This window comes from Catellatospora sichuanensis (genome assembly GCF_007483665.1).
GTDB classification, from domain to species: domain Bacteria; phylum Actinomycetota; class Actinomycetes; order Mycobacteriales; family Micromonosporaceae; genus Catellatospora; species Catellatospora sichuanensis.
Genome location: NZ_ML660192.1, coordinates 8,660 through 25,719, shown reverse-complemented (window position 1 = coordinate 25,719; position 17,060 = coordinate 8,660). Strand labels below are relative to the sequence as shown.

8 protein-coding genes are annotated in these 17,060 nt (G+C 65.9%); all 8 read left to right on the top strand.

Features of this window, described 5'->3' with window-relative positions; all coding sequences use genetic code 11:
• Window positions 1-891: 891 nt before the first annotated feature.
• The gene (locus tag FLL47_RS13465; protein WP_144120858.1) at window positions 892-4,773 is read left to right on the top strand and encodes a ThuA domain-containing protein; all 3,882 of its coding nucleotides are present in this window, start codon (window positions 892-894) and stop codon (window positions 4,771-4,773) included.
• Window positions 4,774-4,961: 188 nt separating this feature from the next.
• On the top strand, window positions 4,962-5,798 hold the full coding sequence (locus FLL47_RS13460; RefSeq protein WP_222106063.1) for a hypothetical protein: 837 nt from the start codon (window positions 4,962-4,964) through the stop codon (window positions 5,796-5,798).
• Window positions 5,799-7,576: 1,778 nt separating this feature from the next.
• Window positions 7,577-8,314, top strand: a complete 738-nt coding sequence (locus FLL47_RS13455; RefSeq protein ID WP_144120857.1) for a hypothetical protein — start codon at window positions 7,577-7,579, stop codon at window positions 8,312-8,314.
• A complete protein-coding gene (locus tag FLL47_RS13450) occupies window positions 8,311-9,873 on the top strand; it encodes a vWA domain-containing protein (protein WP_144120856.1) in 1,563 nt (520 codons plus the stop codon). The genes FLL47_RS13455 and FLL47_RS13450 overlap by 4 nt, the downstream gene beginning before the upstream one ends.
• An 11-nt stretch (window positions 9,874-9,884) precedes the next feature.
• Entirely contained in the window at window positions 9,885-12,440 is a 2,556-nt protein-coding gene (locus FLL47_RS13445) for an NACHT domain-containing protein (RefSeq protein ID WP_144120855.1), read from the top strand.
• A gap of 390 nt (window positions 12,441-12,830) precedes the next feature.
• Window positions 12,831-13,052 carry a hypothetical protein gene (locus FLL47_RS13440; RefSeq protein ID WP_144120854.1) on the top strand — a complete coding sequence of 74 codons (222 nt, stop codon included), beginning with the start codon at window positions 12,831-12,833 and terminating at the stop codon, window positions 13,050-13,052.
• A gap of 777 nt (window positions 13,053-13,829) precedes the next feature.
• Complete coding sequence (gene ileS / locus FLL47_RS13435) at window positions 13,830-16,148, top strand: isoleucine--tRNA ligase (protein WP_425457691.1); 2,319 nt, start codon at window positions 13,830-13,832, stop codon at window positions 16,146-16,148.
• The gene (locus FLL47_RS45150) at window positions 16,097-16,978 is read left to right on the top strand and encodes a DUF5915 domain-containing protein (protein WP_425457690.1); all 882 of its coding nucleotides are present in this window, start codon (window positions 16,097-16,099) and stop codon (window positions 16,976-16,978) included. Before ileS ends, FLL47_RS45150 begins: the two co-directional genes overlap by 52 nt.
• Window positions 16,979-17,060: the final 82 nt, after the last annotated feature.

Below are 17,060 nucleotides of genomic sequence, written 5' to 3'. Positions count from 1 at the left end.
GGCGCCGAGGCCGCAGTTTTGCAGGCAGCCAATCGCGGCGGCGATGCCCGCGTACGACTCACCCTGGCCTGGATGCGCGAGAAGACCGGGGACACCGCTAGCGCTGGCTGGATGCGGAGGTTGGGGTTCACAGGGTCTGGTGAGTCGCGACCGGATTAGATTTCGGCCCGTAGCCTCGGGTGTCCGGCTGGAGTACACCCCAACACCACATCCGTGAGCCAGTCGTAGGGCGTCAGCGGGGCACGACTGGTGTTCGCGGCGTTCCAGCTCGCTGCGCAGGCGAACCTGGCCGAGACAGAGCAGGAGCCCACGCCCAGGGGTGAGCGTCGCCGCACTGAGCAGGCGGGTCTTCCTCCGTGAGACGTGCGGATCGAGCGGATACCCGGCTCTGGCCTGTTCTGTTGTCCTACAGCCAAGCGCCAGCGACGGGCGAGCGGGAACTGTCGTCTCCAGCTCGGTCGGAGCACCGGACGGTCGGCACGTTGTGAGTCTTCACAACGGCGGCGCAGTCTGTTTTACTGTCCACACCCGACCGGAGAGCGCTCTCCCGTTGCACCCCAGCGGGGAGGAGGTGAGGCGCAGGCCCTTCGATCGTGGCTCGCTCAAGAGCTGCTCACGACAAGCAGTGCGGTTGCGGCTACGGGCTTGCAGCACCTCTCGACCTCGGCGAGACCTCCGGGCGTCCGATGTCGACACAGCCTCGAAGCCAGTGCCACCACATGACAAGAGTGCGATCGTTCGACACTCGCAATGTCGGGCGATACCCGCGCTACCCATCGAGTTATAACCCAGTCTGAAGCCCACCGTGCCATGGTGCGGCCACAGCTGGCCGTCCAGACGTGATCGGCGCACGTCTTCAACGTTCTTCCACGGAAGAGGTGCCAACCGATCATGTTCCTTCGCAGAGTGCTGCTCTGTGCCACCATCGTGCTGGCCGGGGTCGGCTTCAACGTCACCCCCGCGCATGCCGCCCCCGACTTCTCGGTGCTGATCTTCAGCAAGACCGCGGGGTTCCGGCATGACTCGATCCCGGTGGGCATCACCGCGATCCAGCAGCTCGGCACACAGAACAACTTCGCGGTCGAGGCGACCGAGGACGCCACCCAGTTCAACGATGCCAACCTGGCCAGATTCAAGGCCGTGATCTGGCTGTCCACCACAGGCGACGTGCTCGACGCCACCCAGCAGGCCGCGTTCGAACGCTACGTCCGCGCCGGCGGCGGTTACGTCGGCGTGCACGCCGCGTCCGACACCGAGTACGACTGGTCCTGGTACGGCAGCCTGGTCGGCGCGTACTTCGCCAGCCACCCGGCGATCCAGCCGGTCACGGTACGCATCGAGGACACGGCCCACCCGTCCACCGCCGGCCTGCCGGCGAACTGGAGCCGGACCGACGAGCTGTACAACTACCGCACCAACCCGCGGTCGTCGGTGCACGTGCTGGCCAACCTGGACGAGTCCACGTACACCGGTGGCAGCATGGGCGCCGACCACCCGATCTCCTGGTGCCGCGCCTACGACGGCGGACGCTCCTGGTACACCGGCCTCGGCCACACCCAGGCGAGCTTCAGCGAGGCCCACTTCCGCACCCACCTGCTCGGTGGCATCCGGTACGCGGCCCAGGGCACCGGCAACTGCACGGTCGGCGGCCCCCCGCCGGTCGGCACGTTCAACCAGGTGACGCTGGCCAAGGGCGTGGCCGAGACGGGCGAGCCGATGGGCCTGACCGTGCTGCCGAACCGGGGTGTGCTGCACACCTCCCGCGACGGCGTCGTCCGGTACACCGACGTCAACGGCAACACCAAGATCGCGATGACCCTTCAGGTGTACACCCACGACGAGGAGGGTCTGCAGAGCATCAAGGCCGACCCGAACTTCGCCACCAACCGGTGGGTGTACCTCTACTACGCGCCCCCACTGAGCACCCCGGGCGGCGACGCTCCCACGACCGGCACCGCGGCGCAGTTCGCCCCGTTCAACGGCTCCAACAAACTGGCCCGGTTCACGGTACGCGACGACAACACGATCGACCCGGCGTCGCAGGTCACCATCCTCGACGTACCGACCAGCCGCGGCCAGTGCTGCCACGTCGGCGGTGACATCGACTTCGACGCCGCCGGCAACCTGTACCTGTCCACCGGCGACGACACCAACCCGTTCGACTCGGGCGGCTCCGCGCCCATCGACGAGCGCGCCGACCGCAACCCCGCGTTCGACGCACAACGCACCGCGGGCAACACCAACGACCTGCGCGGCAAGGTGCTGCGGATCAAGCCGGGCGCGACCGGCGGCTACACCATCCCGGCCGGCAACATGTTCCCGGCGGGCACGGCCAACACCAGGCCCGAGGTGTACGCCATGGGCTTCCGCAACCCGTTCCGGATGAGTGTCGACAAGGCCACCGGGGTCGTCTACCTCGGTGACTACGGCCCCGACGGCGGCGCCGACCCGAACCGCGGACCCGCGGGCACGGTGGCGTTCGAGCGGATCACCCAGCCGGGCAACTTCGGCTGGCCCTACTGCTCGAACTACAACACCCCCTACCACGAGTACACGTTCCCCAGCGGCCCGTCGGCCGGCCTGTTCAACTGTGCCGGCGGCCCGACGAACAACTCGCGCAACAACACCGGCCAAACCACCCTCCGGCCGTCGCAGGCCGCCTGGCTGCCCTACGGCGGCGCAGGACCCTGGCGGCCCGAACTGGGCGGCGGCGGCCCGATGGGCGGCCCGGTCTACCAGTTCAACCCGGCACTCGTCTCCGACGTGAAGTTCCCCGCCTCCTACAACGGCAAGGCCATCCTCGGCGAGTTCACCAGCCGCTGGATCAAGGCAGCCACGATCAACGCCAACGGCACCGCCGGCGCGATCGAACCGATCCCGTGGTCCGGGACCGCGATCATGGACCTGGAATTCGGACCCGACGGCGCCCTGTACGTGCTCGACTACGGCACCACCTGGTTCGGCGGCGACGCCAACTCGGCCGTCTACCGCATCGAGTACAACAGCGGCGGCAACCGGTCGCCGATCGCCCAGGCCGCAGCGAACCCGTCCACCGGCGCCGCACCGCTGACCGTGCAATTCAGCTCGGCCGGCAGCAACGACCCCGACGGCGACGCCATCACCTACGCCTGGGACTTCACCAGCAACGGCAGCACCGACTCCACAGCGGCCAACCCGACGTTCACCTACGCGGCCAACGGCGAGTACACCGCGACGCTGACGGTCCGCGACACCGGCGGCCGGACCTCCACGGCCAGCGTCGTCGTCGGCGTCGGACGGCCCGGGATCCAGATCATCGGCCCGGCCAACGGCACCGTGTTCCAGTTCGGCGACCTCGTCCCCTACGAGGTACGGGTCACCGACCCGAACGCCGGCACCATCGACTGCAACCGGGTCGTGGTCAACTACGTCCTGGCCCACGACAGCCACGGACACCCCATCACCAGCAAGAACGGCTGCACCGGGTCGATCCAGACCACCGTCGACGGCGAACACGACGCCGCCGCGAACATCTTCGGGGTGCTCGCCGCGGTGTACACCCCGCCGACCGGGACAGCAGTCCAGGCCCAGCACGTGCTGCAGCCACGGACCCGGCAGGCCGAGCACTTCAACACGATGAACGGCGTCCAGATCGCCGCCAAGGCCAGCGCGCACGGCGGCAACGCCATCGGCTACATCGAGAACGGCGACTGGATCTCCTTCACGCCGTACAACCTGACCGGCGTCACCGGCTTCAAGGCGCGCGTCGCCTCGGCCGGTGTCGGTGGCACGCTGACCGTCCGGGTCGGCTCACCCACCGGCACGGTCGTGTCCACGGTGCCGGTCACATCGACCGGCAGCTGGGAGACGTGGGTCGACGTGACCGGCACGGTGACCGTGCCATCGGGAACGCAACAGCTGTACCTGGTGTTCACCGGCGCGGCCACCGGCTCGCTGTTCGACATCGACGACTTCACCTTCACCTCCGGTGGCACCCAGCCGCCGGTGGGCAACAACCTCGCGCTGAACCGTCCGGCGACGGCGTCGAGTGCCGAGGGGGCCTATGTGGCGTCGGGGGCGGTCGACGGTTCGCTGACCACCCGGTGGAGCAGCGCGTTCGCTGACCCGCAGTGGATACAGGTCGACCTCGGTCAGTCGTATGCGATCAACCGGGTGAAGTTGACCTGGGAGGCCGCGTTCGGCTCGGCGTACCAGATCCAGACCTCGGCCGACGGCACCACCTGGACGACGGCACGTTCGGTCACCGGCGGTGACGGCGGCGTCGACGACAACACGGGGCTCACGGCCACCGGCCGGTACGTGCGGATCAACGGCACGGCCCGGGGCACCGCGTGGGGGTACTCGCTGTTCGAGTTCGAGGTCTACGGTGGCGGCACGCCGCCCCCGCCGACGAACAACCTCGCGCTGAACCGGCCGGCCACCGCATCCACCGTGGAAGGCGCCTTCGTGGCGTCGGCGGCGGTGGACGGGTCGCTGACCACCCGATGGGGCAGCGCGTTCGCCGACCCGCAGTGGATCCGGGTCGACCTCGGTCAGTCGTATGCGATCAACCGGGTCAAGCTGACCTGGGAGGCCGCGTACGGCTCGGCGTACCAGATCCAGACCTCGGCCGACGGCACGAACTGGACCACGGTGCGTTCGGTCACCGGCGGCAACGGCGGCGTCGACGACAACACCGCGCTCGGGGCCACCGGCCGATACGTGCGGATCAACGGCACCGCCCGCGGCACCGCATACGGCTACTCGCTGTTCGAGTTCGAGGTCTACAGCTGACCGTTTAGGCCGGCACATCGCCGGGCGCGGAGGACCGCTCAGGTCCTCCGCGCTCCGCCCGCACATGGGCTGGAGGCGGGCCAGGATGGCGATGGTGAAAGCTGCGACCTCCGGTCGGTGGCCTCGACGCTCCGCACTCGTGTGATGATCACACCCGTGGCGGAATGTTCGAGCGTGAGGAGATGCCGGTGACGTCTACTCGGCTCCGGGTCCTGTACGTCAGCGACCTGGCCTACCAGGCCCGCGGCCGCCGATACTGCGACGAGGACATCTACCTCACCTCCCAGCTGCGGAAGTACTTCGATCTGGCGGTCTGCCATCCCCTTGACGCCCAGGCCCTGATGGACGGCTTCGACGTCGTCGCCGTGCGCAACAGCGGCCCGGTCCTGTACTACCGCGCTCAGCACGAGGCGTTCCGGGCCGCAGCCACCGACGCCGGCATCCCCGTGTTCACCGAGCTCACCGGCAAGGGCGACATGGCAGGCAAGCAGTACCTACTCGACCTGTTCGCGGCCGGCTACCCGGTGATTTCCACCATCGACCGGATCACGGACCTCGACCGCCTGCCCGACACCGACGTGTACGTGGCCAAACCGAAGTTCGGGGCGGACTCCGTCGGGCTGACCTTCGTGCCACGCGCGGACCTCGACCGGCTCGACTACACGGACCTGCTGGTACAGCCGCGCATCGACTTCCTGTACGAGGTGTCGTTCTACTTCGTCGGCCGCGAATTCCAGTACGCGCTGTACGCGCCGGACCCCGATCAGCGGTGGGTCCTCGAACCCTACGAGCCCACCGACGCCGACCTGGCCTTCGCGCAGCGCTTCGTCGACTGGAACGACGTCCGCCACGGCATCCAGCGCGTCGACGCCTGCCGCACCCAGGACGGAGCCCTGCTCCTGGTCGAACTGGAAGACCTCAACCCGTACCTGTCACTCGACCGGATCAGTCCCGCGGTTCGGGACCGATTCGTGCAGGCCATGAAGACGTCGCTGATCCAGATCGCGAAAACACGTATCCGCTGACGCCACCCGCTGCTAGCCTGCTGCCCAGCCAAGCCGCCTAGCCAAGGACCGGCCGTTGTACACGCTGTGAGACCGACCGAGCGCTGAACCTGTCGCGCGTCGCACCTGTGCGCCGCGCACCTTCCTGCTGCGGACTTCTCACTGGAAACCGGTGTACTGCCATGCTCGAAAACTGGGCAGTCGTGCCCACCTGCCTGCCGCTCGTCCCACACCGCCGTCATGCCTGCGCGCCCGAGCGCTCACGGGCCGGCGGCATGTTCCGCGTCGACCTCGACAGCATGCTCCTCGACGCCTGGCTCCTCGCGCTTTGCACTACACGCGCAGCCACGGCCAAGCCCACGGTGCTGGAGCGGATGGTTTCACGGCTCCACACGACCCGATCCGCCGGACCGGCCGCGCGACGCCTCCGGTCAGGTTGCCGCGCTGCACCCGGGTCCGGTCGGGCGATGCCGTCCTCGCATCGCCTTGGACTACGGCGACTCTCGGCGTGCCGGCATCGGCGTATCGGACCGGGGTATTCGGCAGGCCTGTGACGCATGAGCCACGAACCTTGGGCCCCGGCCAGGGCCCAAGGTGAGGTGCCGCCAGGCCCGGCCGAGCTGGAGCACCGCCACGTGAGCGTCGTGGGGACGTGGAGGTCCTTGTGTGTCCACGCCGCAGATGACGACTCGGGACTCGGACGCGATGCCGGCCGTGCCAGGGTCCTTCGGGTCTTCGCGGGCGCGGGGTGGGCGCGCCGCTCGCCGAAGCTGGCGAACAAGACCGTGGTGGGACGGCTTGGCCAGGCTCTCCTAAGGTCATACCGTCGGCGAGGCGAAGGCGTCTCACCCGGAATGCTCCCGAACGACCGACAAATCGCGGGGAAGGACAGTAGATCGTCGATCAGAGTGGTGGTAGGAGGCTCAGGAACATCCCGGCACCATACTCATCCCGGTACGTCCGTCGTCGTGTGGGTTAAGTCGTCCGGGAGCATCCGGCACATTCCATACTCACTGTCGGAGTGGTGGATTACCTGGCCGCGGGCCGGTCTGCGCTGCTGGTCGGCCATGCCGACCGCGTCGAGGACCAGTTCGGTGCGCAGGTGATCGACCAAGGCCCAGCCGTTGACCCCCGGAGTGCACGTCGACGACGACGGCCACGTAGAGGAAGTCCTTCCAGGTACGCAGGTCGCCGAGGTCAGCGACCCACAACCGGTCCGGAGCGGGTGCGCCGAACTGGCGTTGCGCCAGGTCCGCGGCGGCCGCCGTCGAGGCCGACTCGCGCCATGGCTTGCCACGCCGCCCAACGCGCTTCCTCTCCTCGGCAGAAGCCAAGTCAGGAGGCGTGCGGCCTCAGGGGGCACTTCACAGCGGCTACCACGTGGACGCCCTGCGCGTCCCCAACAGACGTCGACATCGCGGCGGCGGCGCTGCGTCTCCACGGTCGCCCGATTCGGCATTCGCTCAGCTCAGTGAAGGGTTCAGGCTGCCTCGGCCAAATGCTGCTGCCCTAATGCCGGTCGGATTTGGAAACCGGTTCGACCTCATCGGCTGATCGTCGAAATGCCCGAACCCGGTGACGGATCTCGATTCCTTGCGATGTAACTAGATTCGCCGTAGCCGATAAGCGCTTGTTAGGACTGTCAGATGAAGCGACCGCCGCGCATCGCCCTCTGGGGAGGCTCCGATGAGGCACGGAGCAGGTACCTTGCAGCAATTCAACTGGCGACAGAGGAAGGCCCTAGCGAATCCGGTATCTGGAACATCGAGGGTAGGTCGCCGGAGGCGACAAGGTGGTTGGTGACTGCCTCCGCGGCCCTGAGCGACCGCAAACCGGTGCCCTTGGCGACTGAAACGATGACGTGGCGAGTGCACGGTGAAGTCCGAAGGCTCCTATGGCGCGGCCGTACAGCATTCGACCTAACCGCAGTGGATACGGCGGCGCTTTCCAGCGAGCCCTTCGATGAGCCGACGGCCGAGGCAATCGCTAATGCCGATGCGCTGGTGATGCTCTACGAGCTAGGCGACGATGCCGCGCAGAGCAGGGAGGCTTTTCGCTTGCTAACTGCCGAGGCTATGGCTGCGTGCGGCGCCAGGTTGGTGCGCAGCAGGCTGCCACATCCCCTCGCGGTGATCACACTGGACTTTGATCGGTTGGATGTGCTGCGCCACGCGATCGACGGGCGTTGGCTGAATCAGGCCCCAACAGGACGTCGATTGCCGTGCATACTCGACCGTGATGCCCTGGGTCTGCTTCGAAGTTTGTCTGCCAGCACAGAATTCGATGTTCCAAAGTTGGTACAGCAGAAGTTCGTCGATGATCGCGTGAGTTATCACGCGTCGTCGGCTCGGGGCTTTCCGCTCATCGCGAACGAGAATTTCGATCCTGTCCGACTACTTGGTGTTTCGTCACCTGCGGACCAAGGTGACTGGCAACCACCGCTGCCAATCAACGTCCTTGAACCGATCATCCGAATCCATCGCGCAGCACAGCGCTCCAGCCGAACGGCTCGACTCACGAGAGGTCGCCGTCCATGATCAGGCAGCCGATACGCCGCCTCGTCGCAGCCGTTCTTGCATTGCTGCTGGCCGCGTTCGCCAACCTCCGTGCAGGCGACACCGCCATAGCGTCCGCCGTTGATACATGCAAGCAGGTGTGTGAGTCGCTCAAGGCAGCCAACAAGCGCGCCCACTACGTCTTCCTTCTTGACGTCTCGCATTCCATGCACGACAGGCAGCTCGGAAATCTGTACGAACGTGCGATCGGCATCATGCGACACACACTGGCTTTCATGACACCCGAAGACCACGTCACCATTATCACGTTCTCCGACAAGCCAAGCGTTGGACGACAGGGCCCGTTGGGAGATTCCCCCGATCTCGCGCTGAGAGGCTTGCCTAAGTCTGCTGACGGCAGCAACGACGTGAACCTCGGACTGGCCATCGACCAGGCGATCACCGCCGCTGAAGCCGACGACGACGCTGCAGCGACGACGCTCCTGCTTATCACGGACTCGCTGCACCTGCCGCTACCAGAAAGCAAGTACCCGTTCCGGGACGGTCGCAAGTGGGACGAGTTGCGTTCACGCGCCGAAGCTCTTGGCGCCGGCCGCTTGCTTGCATTTTATGCCGGACTGCGCGCGAATTCTGACGCCGCATTGATGAGGTCGGTCATTCCTGATGCCGCAGACTTCGCAGTCAAATCGCCGGGCTATGCGCAGAGGCTGGTTGCCACGACACGTGACAGCATGGCGCGCTCCCTTCTGCTGGAGGAGGCTGATGGAGTCGTTAGCGTAAGCTGGCCGAGAGATGAAGTACTTGACAATATTCGGATGGGGCGCAACGTCTTTCCGGTCATTTTCAGGAACCGGTCCAAATACCTCCCCATCACGGTACACGAACTACGAATTACCGTCACGGGCGGGAAAGCTGCTGCCTACCCGAGTGCCGACCGGTTGACCCTACAACCCAACGCGTCCGAGACAATTGATGTAACCCTGGAGTGGCCTGCTGGACCCGCTTCGATGGCGCCGTCTGACATTGAAACGATCAACGAGACCCTCGAGATCACCGGTAGGTTCGACTCTCCCTATCTTTCGGAGGTCGAGAGTCTGGGTGTTTCAAAGAATTGGCACCTTGACGATGCGAGCCAGATGGTTCGTGGATCCGTTGAACTCGGACACCCTCGTATATGGGGTATCGGCACCGGGTTGGCGATCGTCATCACCTTGGCACTTTTGATACTTTTCAGGCGGCGCCCCAAATTGATTGGCAGGCTGAAGGCCGGCGGTGCCGGTGAGAGCACGAGCAGCTTCGGAGAGGTTTACCTCGAGGGGCGCAAAATCCGCGTGCCTGGCTCGGGCAGACATTTGGCCTCTCTGCCCGGAACCGCTGTGATTCGCGGGACTCGCAAACCCGGGATCCGACCCAGACTCGACCTGTTGGAGATCACATTCTCGCCGACCAGGGACGGCAAGCGCCGTGTCATCGCCGAGTGCGAGCCGAACAGTTCCGTAATCATCAACGGCGTCGAGTTCAGGTGGGATGCAGACATCCAGCCCCCGAACATGCGTGACCTAATCAGAAGTCAGCGATAGGAGTACTGGACATGACGGGCTATCTCGCAGCGCTGGCCGGCCCCGTTCTGGCTACAGTGCTTCTCGGGATACGCAGCATACTGCGTAAGCACGCCATCGATGCCGCCGATGCGGTGGTGTGGATATTCAGCAGCCGTGTCAGGCGGATCGTTCGAGCGACCACGAACATGCGATCTTATTGTCAGGCTCAGCTCGGCAGCACTGGAACGGTGCGGATTCCAGGCCTTCGCGAGGAGTCTCGCGATATTGATCAACTGTTCGTCGCCATGCGCCTGAGGCGTGGCGCACGGCAATCGACGCACACCAGCGAGACCGTGCTGGAAGCAGGACCGCGCCTCCTCATTCACGGTGATCCGGGGTCAGGCAAGTCCTCCCTGGTGACTCGACTGCTTCGCGAGGCCTGCCGCAAGAGTATCGAGCAACCTACAAGGAGTCTGCTGCCTATTCATGTCCACCTGCGGGATCTTCGGATGCCCGAGGACCTGGAAGACGATGGTGACCGAGGCGAATGGCTGTGGGAGTACCTCAATGCCTACGTCACGGGACACACGGGCCACAAGATGGAGGACTTCTTCGATCTCAGCTCACGGAGTAGCGGCCTTCTCGTCTTGCTGGACGGCTTGGACGAAGTCAGGAGATCGGCATACGAGCGGACCGTTGGCGCGATCAACGGGCTCAGTGCGCTGCTCGCTATGAAAGGTCCACATAACAAAGTGGTCCTAACGCTACGCACTCAGTTCCACGTGCAGCGGAGGACGCAAGACGACTTAAAGGAGCATTTTCCGGTAGCGCTCAAGATCCAGCCGTTCACGCCTGCGGACATCTATGACTTTCTGGTCCGATGGTACAAGGACGACCAGGAAGGCAACCGGCTGGCAAATCACGTCTACGCGGAGTTGGGCCAACGTACCACTCTCCGCGAGATCTGCAGCAATCCGCTGATTCTGTCCATGTATGTGGCGAACTACCAGAACATCGATAGTGCGGTACTCCCAGACACGCGTTCGAGCTTTTACCGGGAGATCGTTCGGGAGCTGATAATCAATCGACGTGCACGTCAGGTGGGTGACGCCGATGCGCGTATGATTAAGGCAGAGATCAGGGAGACTCTGTTTGGCAAGCTGGCGCTAGAGAATCTGCTGGATCCAGAGCAGACTCCCAATCAACTCAACTGGAAACGGGCAGTGGAGGTGACCGCCGATATCGCCGGTACTGAATTGCAGGAGGCGGAGGCCACGCTTCGGGAGCTGGCCAAGGCCACGGGGTTGATCCAGGAAGAGCGCGATTCGGAAACCTTCCGATTCATTCACTTGACGATATGTGAATATCTCGCTGCTATCGAGGCCGCCGAGGGCGTCGAAGACGGTTGGAACCATATAGTTAGTAGCCAACGGGGATTCGCTTCCAGCGGCGACCCGAATCTGCGGATGCGACTTTCCAACATCTTCCCTTTCGCGGTTGCCCTTACGCACAAAGGCAGTCGAGCGAAAGCACTTAATGACGTGTTCGACCTCGGTGACATGCCGGTTTTCGGACGATGCCTTCTCGAAACTCAACGATATCACCATCCGAAGTGGCTCGAATATGCCGCCGCTGAGTCCCGTTTCCTGATAGAAGCCGATTCCCAGCGCTGGGATCGTGAGTGGCTTGACCGCTTGCACCTGTTCCAGGTCGTGGTGGGTGATGCCGCAAAAGCGCACAGCGATGAGGTGGCCGGAGGACGCGTGACCACCATCTCGTTGGACTCGCTGTTCAGCAATCTCGCGGCCAATGATCGAGTGCGGCTGGTTCAATTGTTCTCGACGTACGCCGCCCAGGATGCGATCGGTGCGTACAGGCTTGCCGCCGCCTGCAACGTCAACCTCGCGGTCGACGCGCCTGACCTCGTGGTGCAGGCATGCGAGACGCCGGCCTTCTTGGCACTCGCGATCGAGGTTGCAGGTACCGCTGATGTGGAATCATGGGCACAAGTTCTGGCGGAGGCTGCACTGAGGCGCTCACTCATCGCCGAGAAGCTCCATGCGACTGAAGCCCCGCCGCAACTGTTGAGCGGCGATCTCGCATACCCGAGATCCAGCCAGTGGCTTATAGAGCAGTCCTCGAGCGGCAAACTGTCGATGCTCGAGGCGTGCGTTACGGCATCGGTGAACGCTGACCAAACATTGGCGGCGCTCGATGCGCCGTTTTTGAGCGTCTTGCGTTATCTCGATGCTCCGGTGCGGATGGTACGGAGGGCCTGGTTGCATGCCGCACTCGCGCTCGGGGTGCCAGCGGCGGCGACAATCGGGTTGTTTACCTTCATGCCCGTCACCCAGCAATCGATCGTGGAATCCCCGCTCGTGGCGACAGCTTATTCTGTAGTGCTTACATTGCTGGCCACAAGCCTCGTCCTGACAACTGCCGGCCTGACGTCAATCTGGCGCGCGTACCGCAGACTGTATGGATTGGGGCAACGGCGCACTCGCGATCTTGGCCGTATCAGACGCGCCGGCCTGCTGTGGCTCGGTGGACGTCGTCTCCTGGAGTCAGGAGACTCGCTTGCGTTCGCCGCGCGATCTTCAGGCTAGTGCGGCTTCCGCAAGATGACCTGATCAATACAGGAGGCACCACGGCAAGGCTGGTGAATCTCCGGTCGCCGACGCGGGGCTCGATAATCGGCGCAAGAGGTGCCCTCCGTCTGGCGAGACGAGTCGGGCCGGTCGGGCGACGACGGATCCTACGCGTCGTCGCCCGACCGCGACGATCATAAAGGTGGCAGATCACTCGCCATCGTGATCATGTGGTTGGGGTTCATGTAGCCCCAGAGATTCCAGACTTCATCAACGAGGCCCCATCCTCCCGGTGCCGTCCTTTCGTTTCCCCATGACTTCCGTGCCGTCGCTGCCCGGTTCGCCCGTGACCCCGGGTGGCATGGCTCTGACCCGGAAGCGGTTGCTGCGGCGGTTGACAAGGGCGTCATGCGCGACCAGCTCAGCGACACGCCGTACTCTGTGAGTCACACGATCGTCCGCGATGAGCCTGTGCTGGATCGGGCCTTTCACGACCTGGGCGGTGACATCGTCGTCAAGCCGCCCGCCGAGACCTCAAGCCTCGCGGTCCGGCCGATTCTGGTGGCCTACGTCCGTGCGAGTCCCGAGGCGCGCTTGGCGCCGCGGTTGAGATCGCGGTACATCGCCTGACGACGTGATGGACCGATATGTCGTGGGGCGGCGGCCCCTCGCCTGCAAGATCGATATGCAGGGCTTCGAGGCGCGGCAAGGTCCGGCACGCGGTGGACGAAATAGAGGAAGGGCATCTGATCGATCTGGTGTCCAAACCTCCAGCGGCGATGCGCCGTAGGCACAGACGAGCGCGCCGAATCCCGTCCCGGCGTCCATCCGGTACGCGTGCACCGGCGCGGCCTCGCTGTGATGGTCTGTCACCGTGCCCAGGACGAGTTCCTATACGGAGGGCGTGGCGGCTGGCGCCATCACTCGATGGCGACCGGGAGCGGCGCGCCGAATCGTGGCGTGAGAACGTCAGCCGACATCGTGTGTGCCTTTCGACCGCCCCGTCGGGAGCGCTGACATATCGCTATATGTCGACCGCTCGGGCTGCCGGTTTGTTCACGTCAGGCGGGCGCTCCGGGCCCGGCCACGTTGGATCTCCGATGGCCCGCCCGGCCCGGCTTCGCTGCCGGGAGGCCGGGCGTACGTCGCTGTGCAGGCAGCGGGCGCCGCTATACTGGCGCCCATTGGCATTGATCCGGCCATCACCGGGGAGCCTCCGGAAGAACGGCCCTGACGGGCTCAGTAGAACCGGACGGGGTTGCCGCACGTCATCGCGGCTCAATGAGAGGCGTCCGGGCGGCCGGCCGGGCGCAAGCGGGGTGGTACCGCGGAACGGGTGAGAGCCCGCCTTCGTCCCCGCGGGCAATTTTGTTGCTCGCATGAGACGAAGAGGGAGCGGTACCCGTCATGATCGACACCTCGTCACCGTTCAAGCCGGTGCCTGCGCAGGTGGACCTACCGGCGATGGACCACAAGATCATCAAATGGTGGGCCGACAACGACGTCTTCGACAGGAGCCTGCGCCAGACCGAGAACGGTCCGCGCTGGGTGTTCTACGAAGGCCCGCCCACCGCGAACGGCGCACCCGGCGTCCACCACGTCGAGGCGCGCGTCTTCAAGGACGTCTTCCCCCGGTACAAGACCATGCGTGGGTACTCCGTGCCGCGCCGGGCCGGCTGGGACTGCCACGGGCTGCCCGTCGAACTGGCGGTCGAGAAGGAACTCGGCCTGACCGGCAAGCCGGACATCGAGCGGTTCGGGGTGGCCGACTTCAACGAGCGCTGCCGCGACTCGGTGCTGCGGCACGTCGGCGAGTTCGAGAAGCTGACCGAGCGGATGGGCTACTGGATCGATCTCGAGCATGCCTACGAGACGATGAAGGCGGAGTACGTCGACAGCGTCTGGTGGGCGATCGCGAAGATCCACACCGATGGGCTGCTGTCCGAGGACTACCGGGTGGCACCCTACTGCACCCGCTGCGGCACCACCCTGTCCGACCACGAGGTCGCCCAGGGCTACGAGACGGTCGCCGACCCGTCGGTCTTCGTCCGCTTCCCGCTCACCGCACCCATCGCCGGCGTCGCCGACGCCCACTTGCTGATCTGGACCACCACGCCGTGGACCCTGGTGTCCAACACCGCCGTCGCGGTGCACCCCGAGGTGGCCTACGAGGTCGTCCGGACGCCGAAGGGCACGTTCGTGGTCGCCGGTGCGCTGCGGGAGCAGGTGCTGGGCCCCGACGCCGCGGTCCTGGCCACGATCAGCGGCGCCGACCTGGTCGGGACGTCCTACGAGCCGCCGTTCGACCTGGTCAAGATCCCGGACGCGCACGTCGTGGTCGCGGCGGAATACGTCACGGTCACCGACGGAACGGGTCTGGTGCACCAGGCCCCTGCCTTCGGCGTCGAGGACCTGGCCGTGTGCCGCGCCAACGGCCTGCCCGTGGTGAACCCCATCGAGTCCGACGGCCGCTTCCGCGCCGACGTCAGCCTGGTGGGCGGAGTCTTCTTCAAGGACGCCGACCCGATCCTCACCAGCGACCTCAAGCAACGCGGCCTGCTGTTCCGCTCACAGCGCTTCGAGCACCCGTACCCGCACTGCTGGCGATGCCACACCCCGCTGATGTACTACGCGCAGCTCGCCTGGTACATCCGCACCACGCAGATCGCCGACGCCCTGGACCGCGAGAACGAAGCCACGACCTGGTATCCCGAGCACATCAAGCACGGCAGGTACGGCGACTGGCTGAACAACAACGTCGACTGGGCCCTGTCCCGATCGCGCTACTGGGGCACCCCGCTGCCGCTGTGGCGGTGCGCGGACGGCCATGTCACGGCGGTCGCCTCCCGGGCGCGTCTGGGCGAGCTGACCGGTCAGGACCAGTCCAGCCTCGATCCGCACCGGCCGTTCGTCGATCAGATCACCTTCCCCTGCCCGCAATGCCAGAAGACGGCGACCCGGGTGCCCGAGGTGATCGACGCCTGGTTCGACTCCGGCTGCATGCCGTTCGCCTCGCTCGGCTACCCGCACGTGCCCGGCAGCGTCGAGGAGTTCGAACGCTCCTACCCCGCGCAGTACATCTGCGAGGCCATCGACCAGACACGCGGCTGGTTCTACACCATGATGGCGGTGGGCACGCTCGTCTTCGACCGCTCCTCCTACGAGAACGTCGTCTGCCTCGGCCACATCATGGCCGAGGACGGCCGCAAGATGAGCAAGCACCTGGGCAACATCCTGGCTCCCGTCCCGCTCATGGACTCGCACGGCGCGGACGCGCTGCGCTGGTTCATGGCGTGCAGCGGCTCGCCGTGGTCCGCGCGGCGCGTCGGGCCGTCCATCCTCGAAGACATCACGCGCAAGGTGCTGCTCACCTACTGGAACACCGCGTCGTTCTTCAGCCTCTACGCCAGCCACTCGGCATGGAACCCCGACCACGCCACTGCGCCGGCGCAGCGCACGCTCCTGGACCGGTGGATCCTGTCCGAGGGCCAGCGGCTGCTCGCCGCGGTGCAGGACAGGATGGACAACTACGACACCGCCGGCGCGGGCCGCCAGCTCGCCGAGTTCATCGACGATCTTTCCAACTGGTACGTGCGCCGCAGCCGGCAGCGGTCTGGCAGGGCGACCAGGACGCGCTGTCCACCCTGTACGAGAGCCTCAGCCTGCTCACCCGCGTGCTCGCACCGATCGCGCCCTTCATCACCGAAGAGATCTGGCACCGCGTGATCCGGCCGGGCGACGCCCGGCTACCGGAGTCCGTCCACCTGACCACCTGGCCGGAGCACGACGCCACACTGCTCGACTCCGCCCTGTCGGACCAGGTACGCAGCGCGCGGGCGCTGACGGAGGCAGGCCGGGCCGCGCGCAAGACCGCCGGGCTGCGCATCCGCCAGCCGCTGGCGCGGGCGTTCGTCGGGCTCGCGTCGGGCGAGCAGCTCTCCTCCGAGCTCTACGCCGACATCGCCGCCGAGCTCAATCTCAAGAGCCTCGAGCCGCTGGCGTCGACCGGGGAGCTGCTGGACGTCACGGTGAAGGCCAACTTCCGTGCCCTCGGCAAGCGGTTCGGCAATCGGACCCAGCTCGTCGCCACGGCGGTCCACGCGGCGGACCCGGTGGCGCTGGTCCAGCGCCTTCGCTCGACCGGCGGCGCGACGGTCACCGTCGACGGCGAGGAGATCGCACTCGTGCCCGACGAGGTTCTGGTGACCGAAGCGCCGCGCAGCGGCTGGATCGTCGAGACGCAGCGTGGCGCCACCATCGCACTGGACACGACACTCACCCCGGAACTGGAGGCAGAGGGCATCGCCCGGGACGTGATCCGGCTCGTGCAGCAGGCTCGTCGCGAAGCCGGGTTCGAGGTCTCCGATCACATCCACCTCGCGGTCGGCTCCGCTGACGAGATCCTGTCCGCGGTGCGTTCGCACCACGACTTCCTGAGCCAGGAGACGCTGGCCGACGAGGTCGTGCTGCAGAGCTATGTCGAGGCCGGATACAGCGGGAACGCCGGCGCTGACCTGCCCGTCACGGTCTCGGTCCGCCGCGTCGGCGAATCCTGACCCACCGGCGCGGGGGGGGGGGGGGGGGGGGGGGGGCCCCCGGCCGCCGGGGGGGGCGGGGGGGGGGTGCGGGGGGGGGGGG

What these genes read in the sequence shown, in the direction of transcription:
- FLL47_RS13465 (WP_144120858.1), top strand. Translation starts at nt 892, where the DNA reads ATGTTCCTTCGCAGAGTGCTGCTCTGTGCCACCATCGTGCTGGCCGGG.
- FLL47_RS13450 (WP_144120856.1), top strand. Translation starts at nt 8,311, where the DNA reads ATGATCAGGCAGCCGATACGCCGCCTCGTCGCAGCCGTTCTTGCATTG.
- FLL47_RS13445 (WP_144120855.1), top strand. Translation starts at nt 9,885, where the DNA reads ATGACGGGCTATCTCGCAGCGCTGGCCGGCCCCGTTCTGGCTACAGTG.
- FLL47_RS13440 (WP_144120854.1), top strand. Translation starts at nt 12,831, where the DNA reads ATGCGCGACCAGCTCAGCGACACGCCGTACTCTGTGAGTCACACGATC.
- ileS (WP_425457691.1), top strand. Translation starts at nt 13,830, where the DNA reads ATGATCGACACCTCGTCACCGTTCAAGCCGGTGCCTGCGCAGGTGGAC.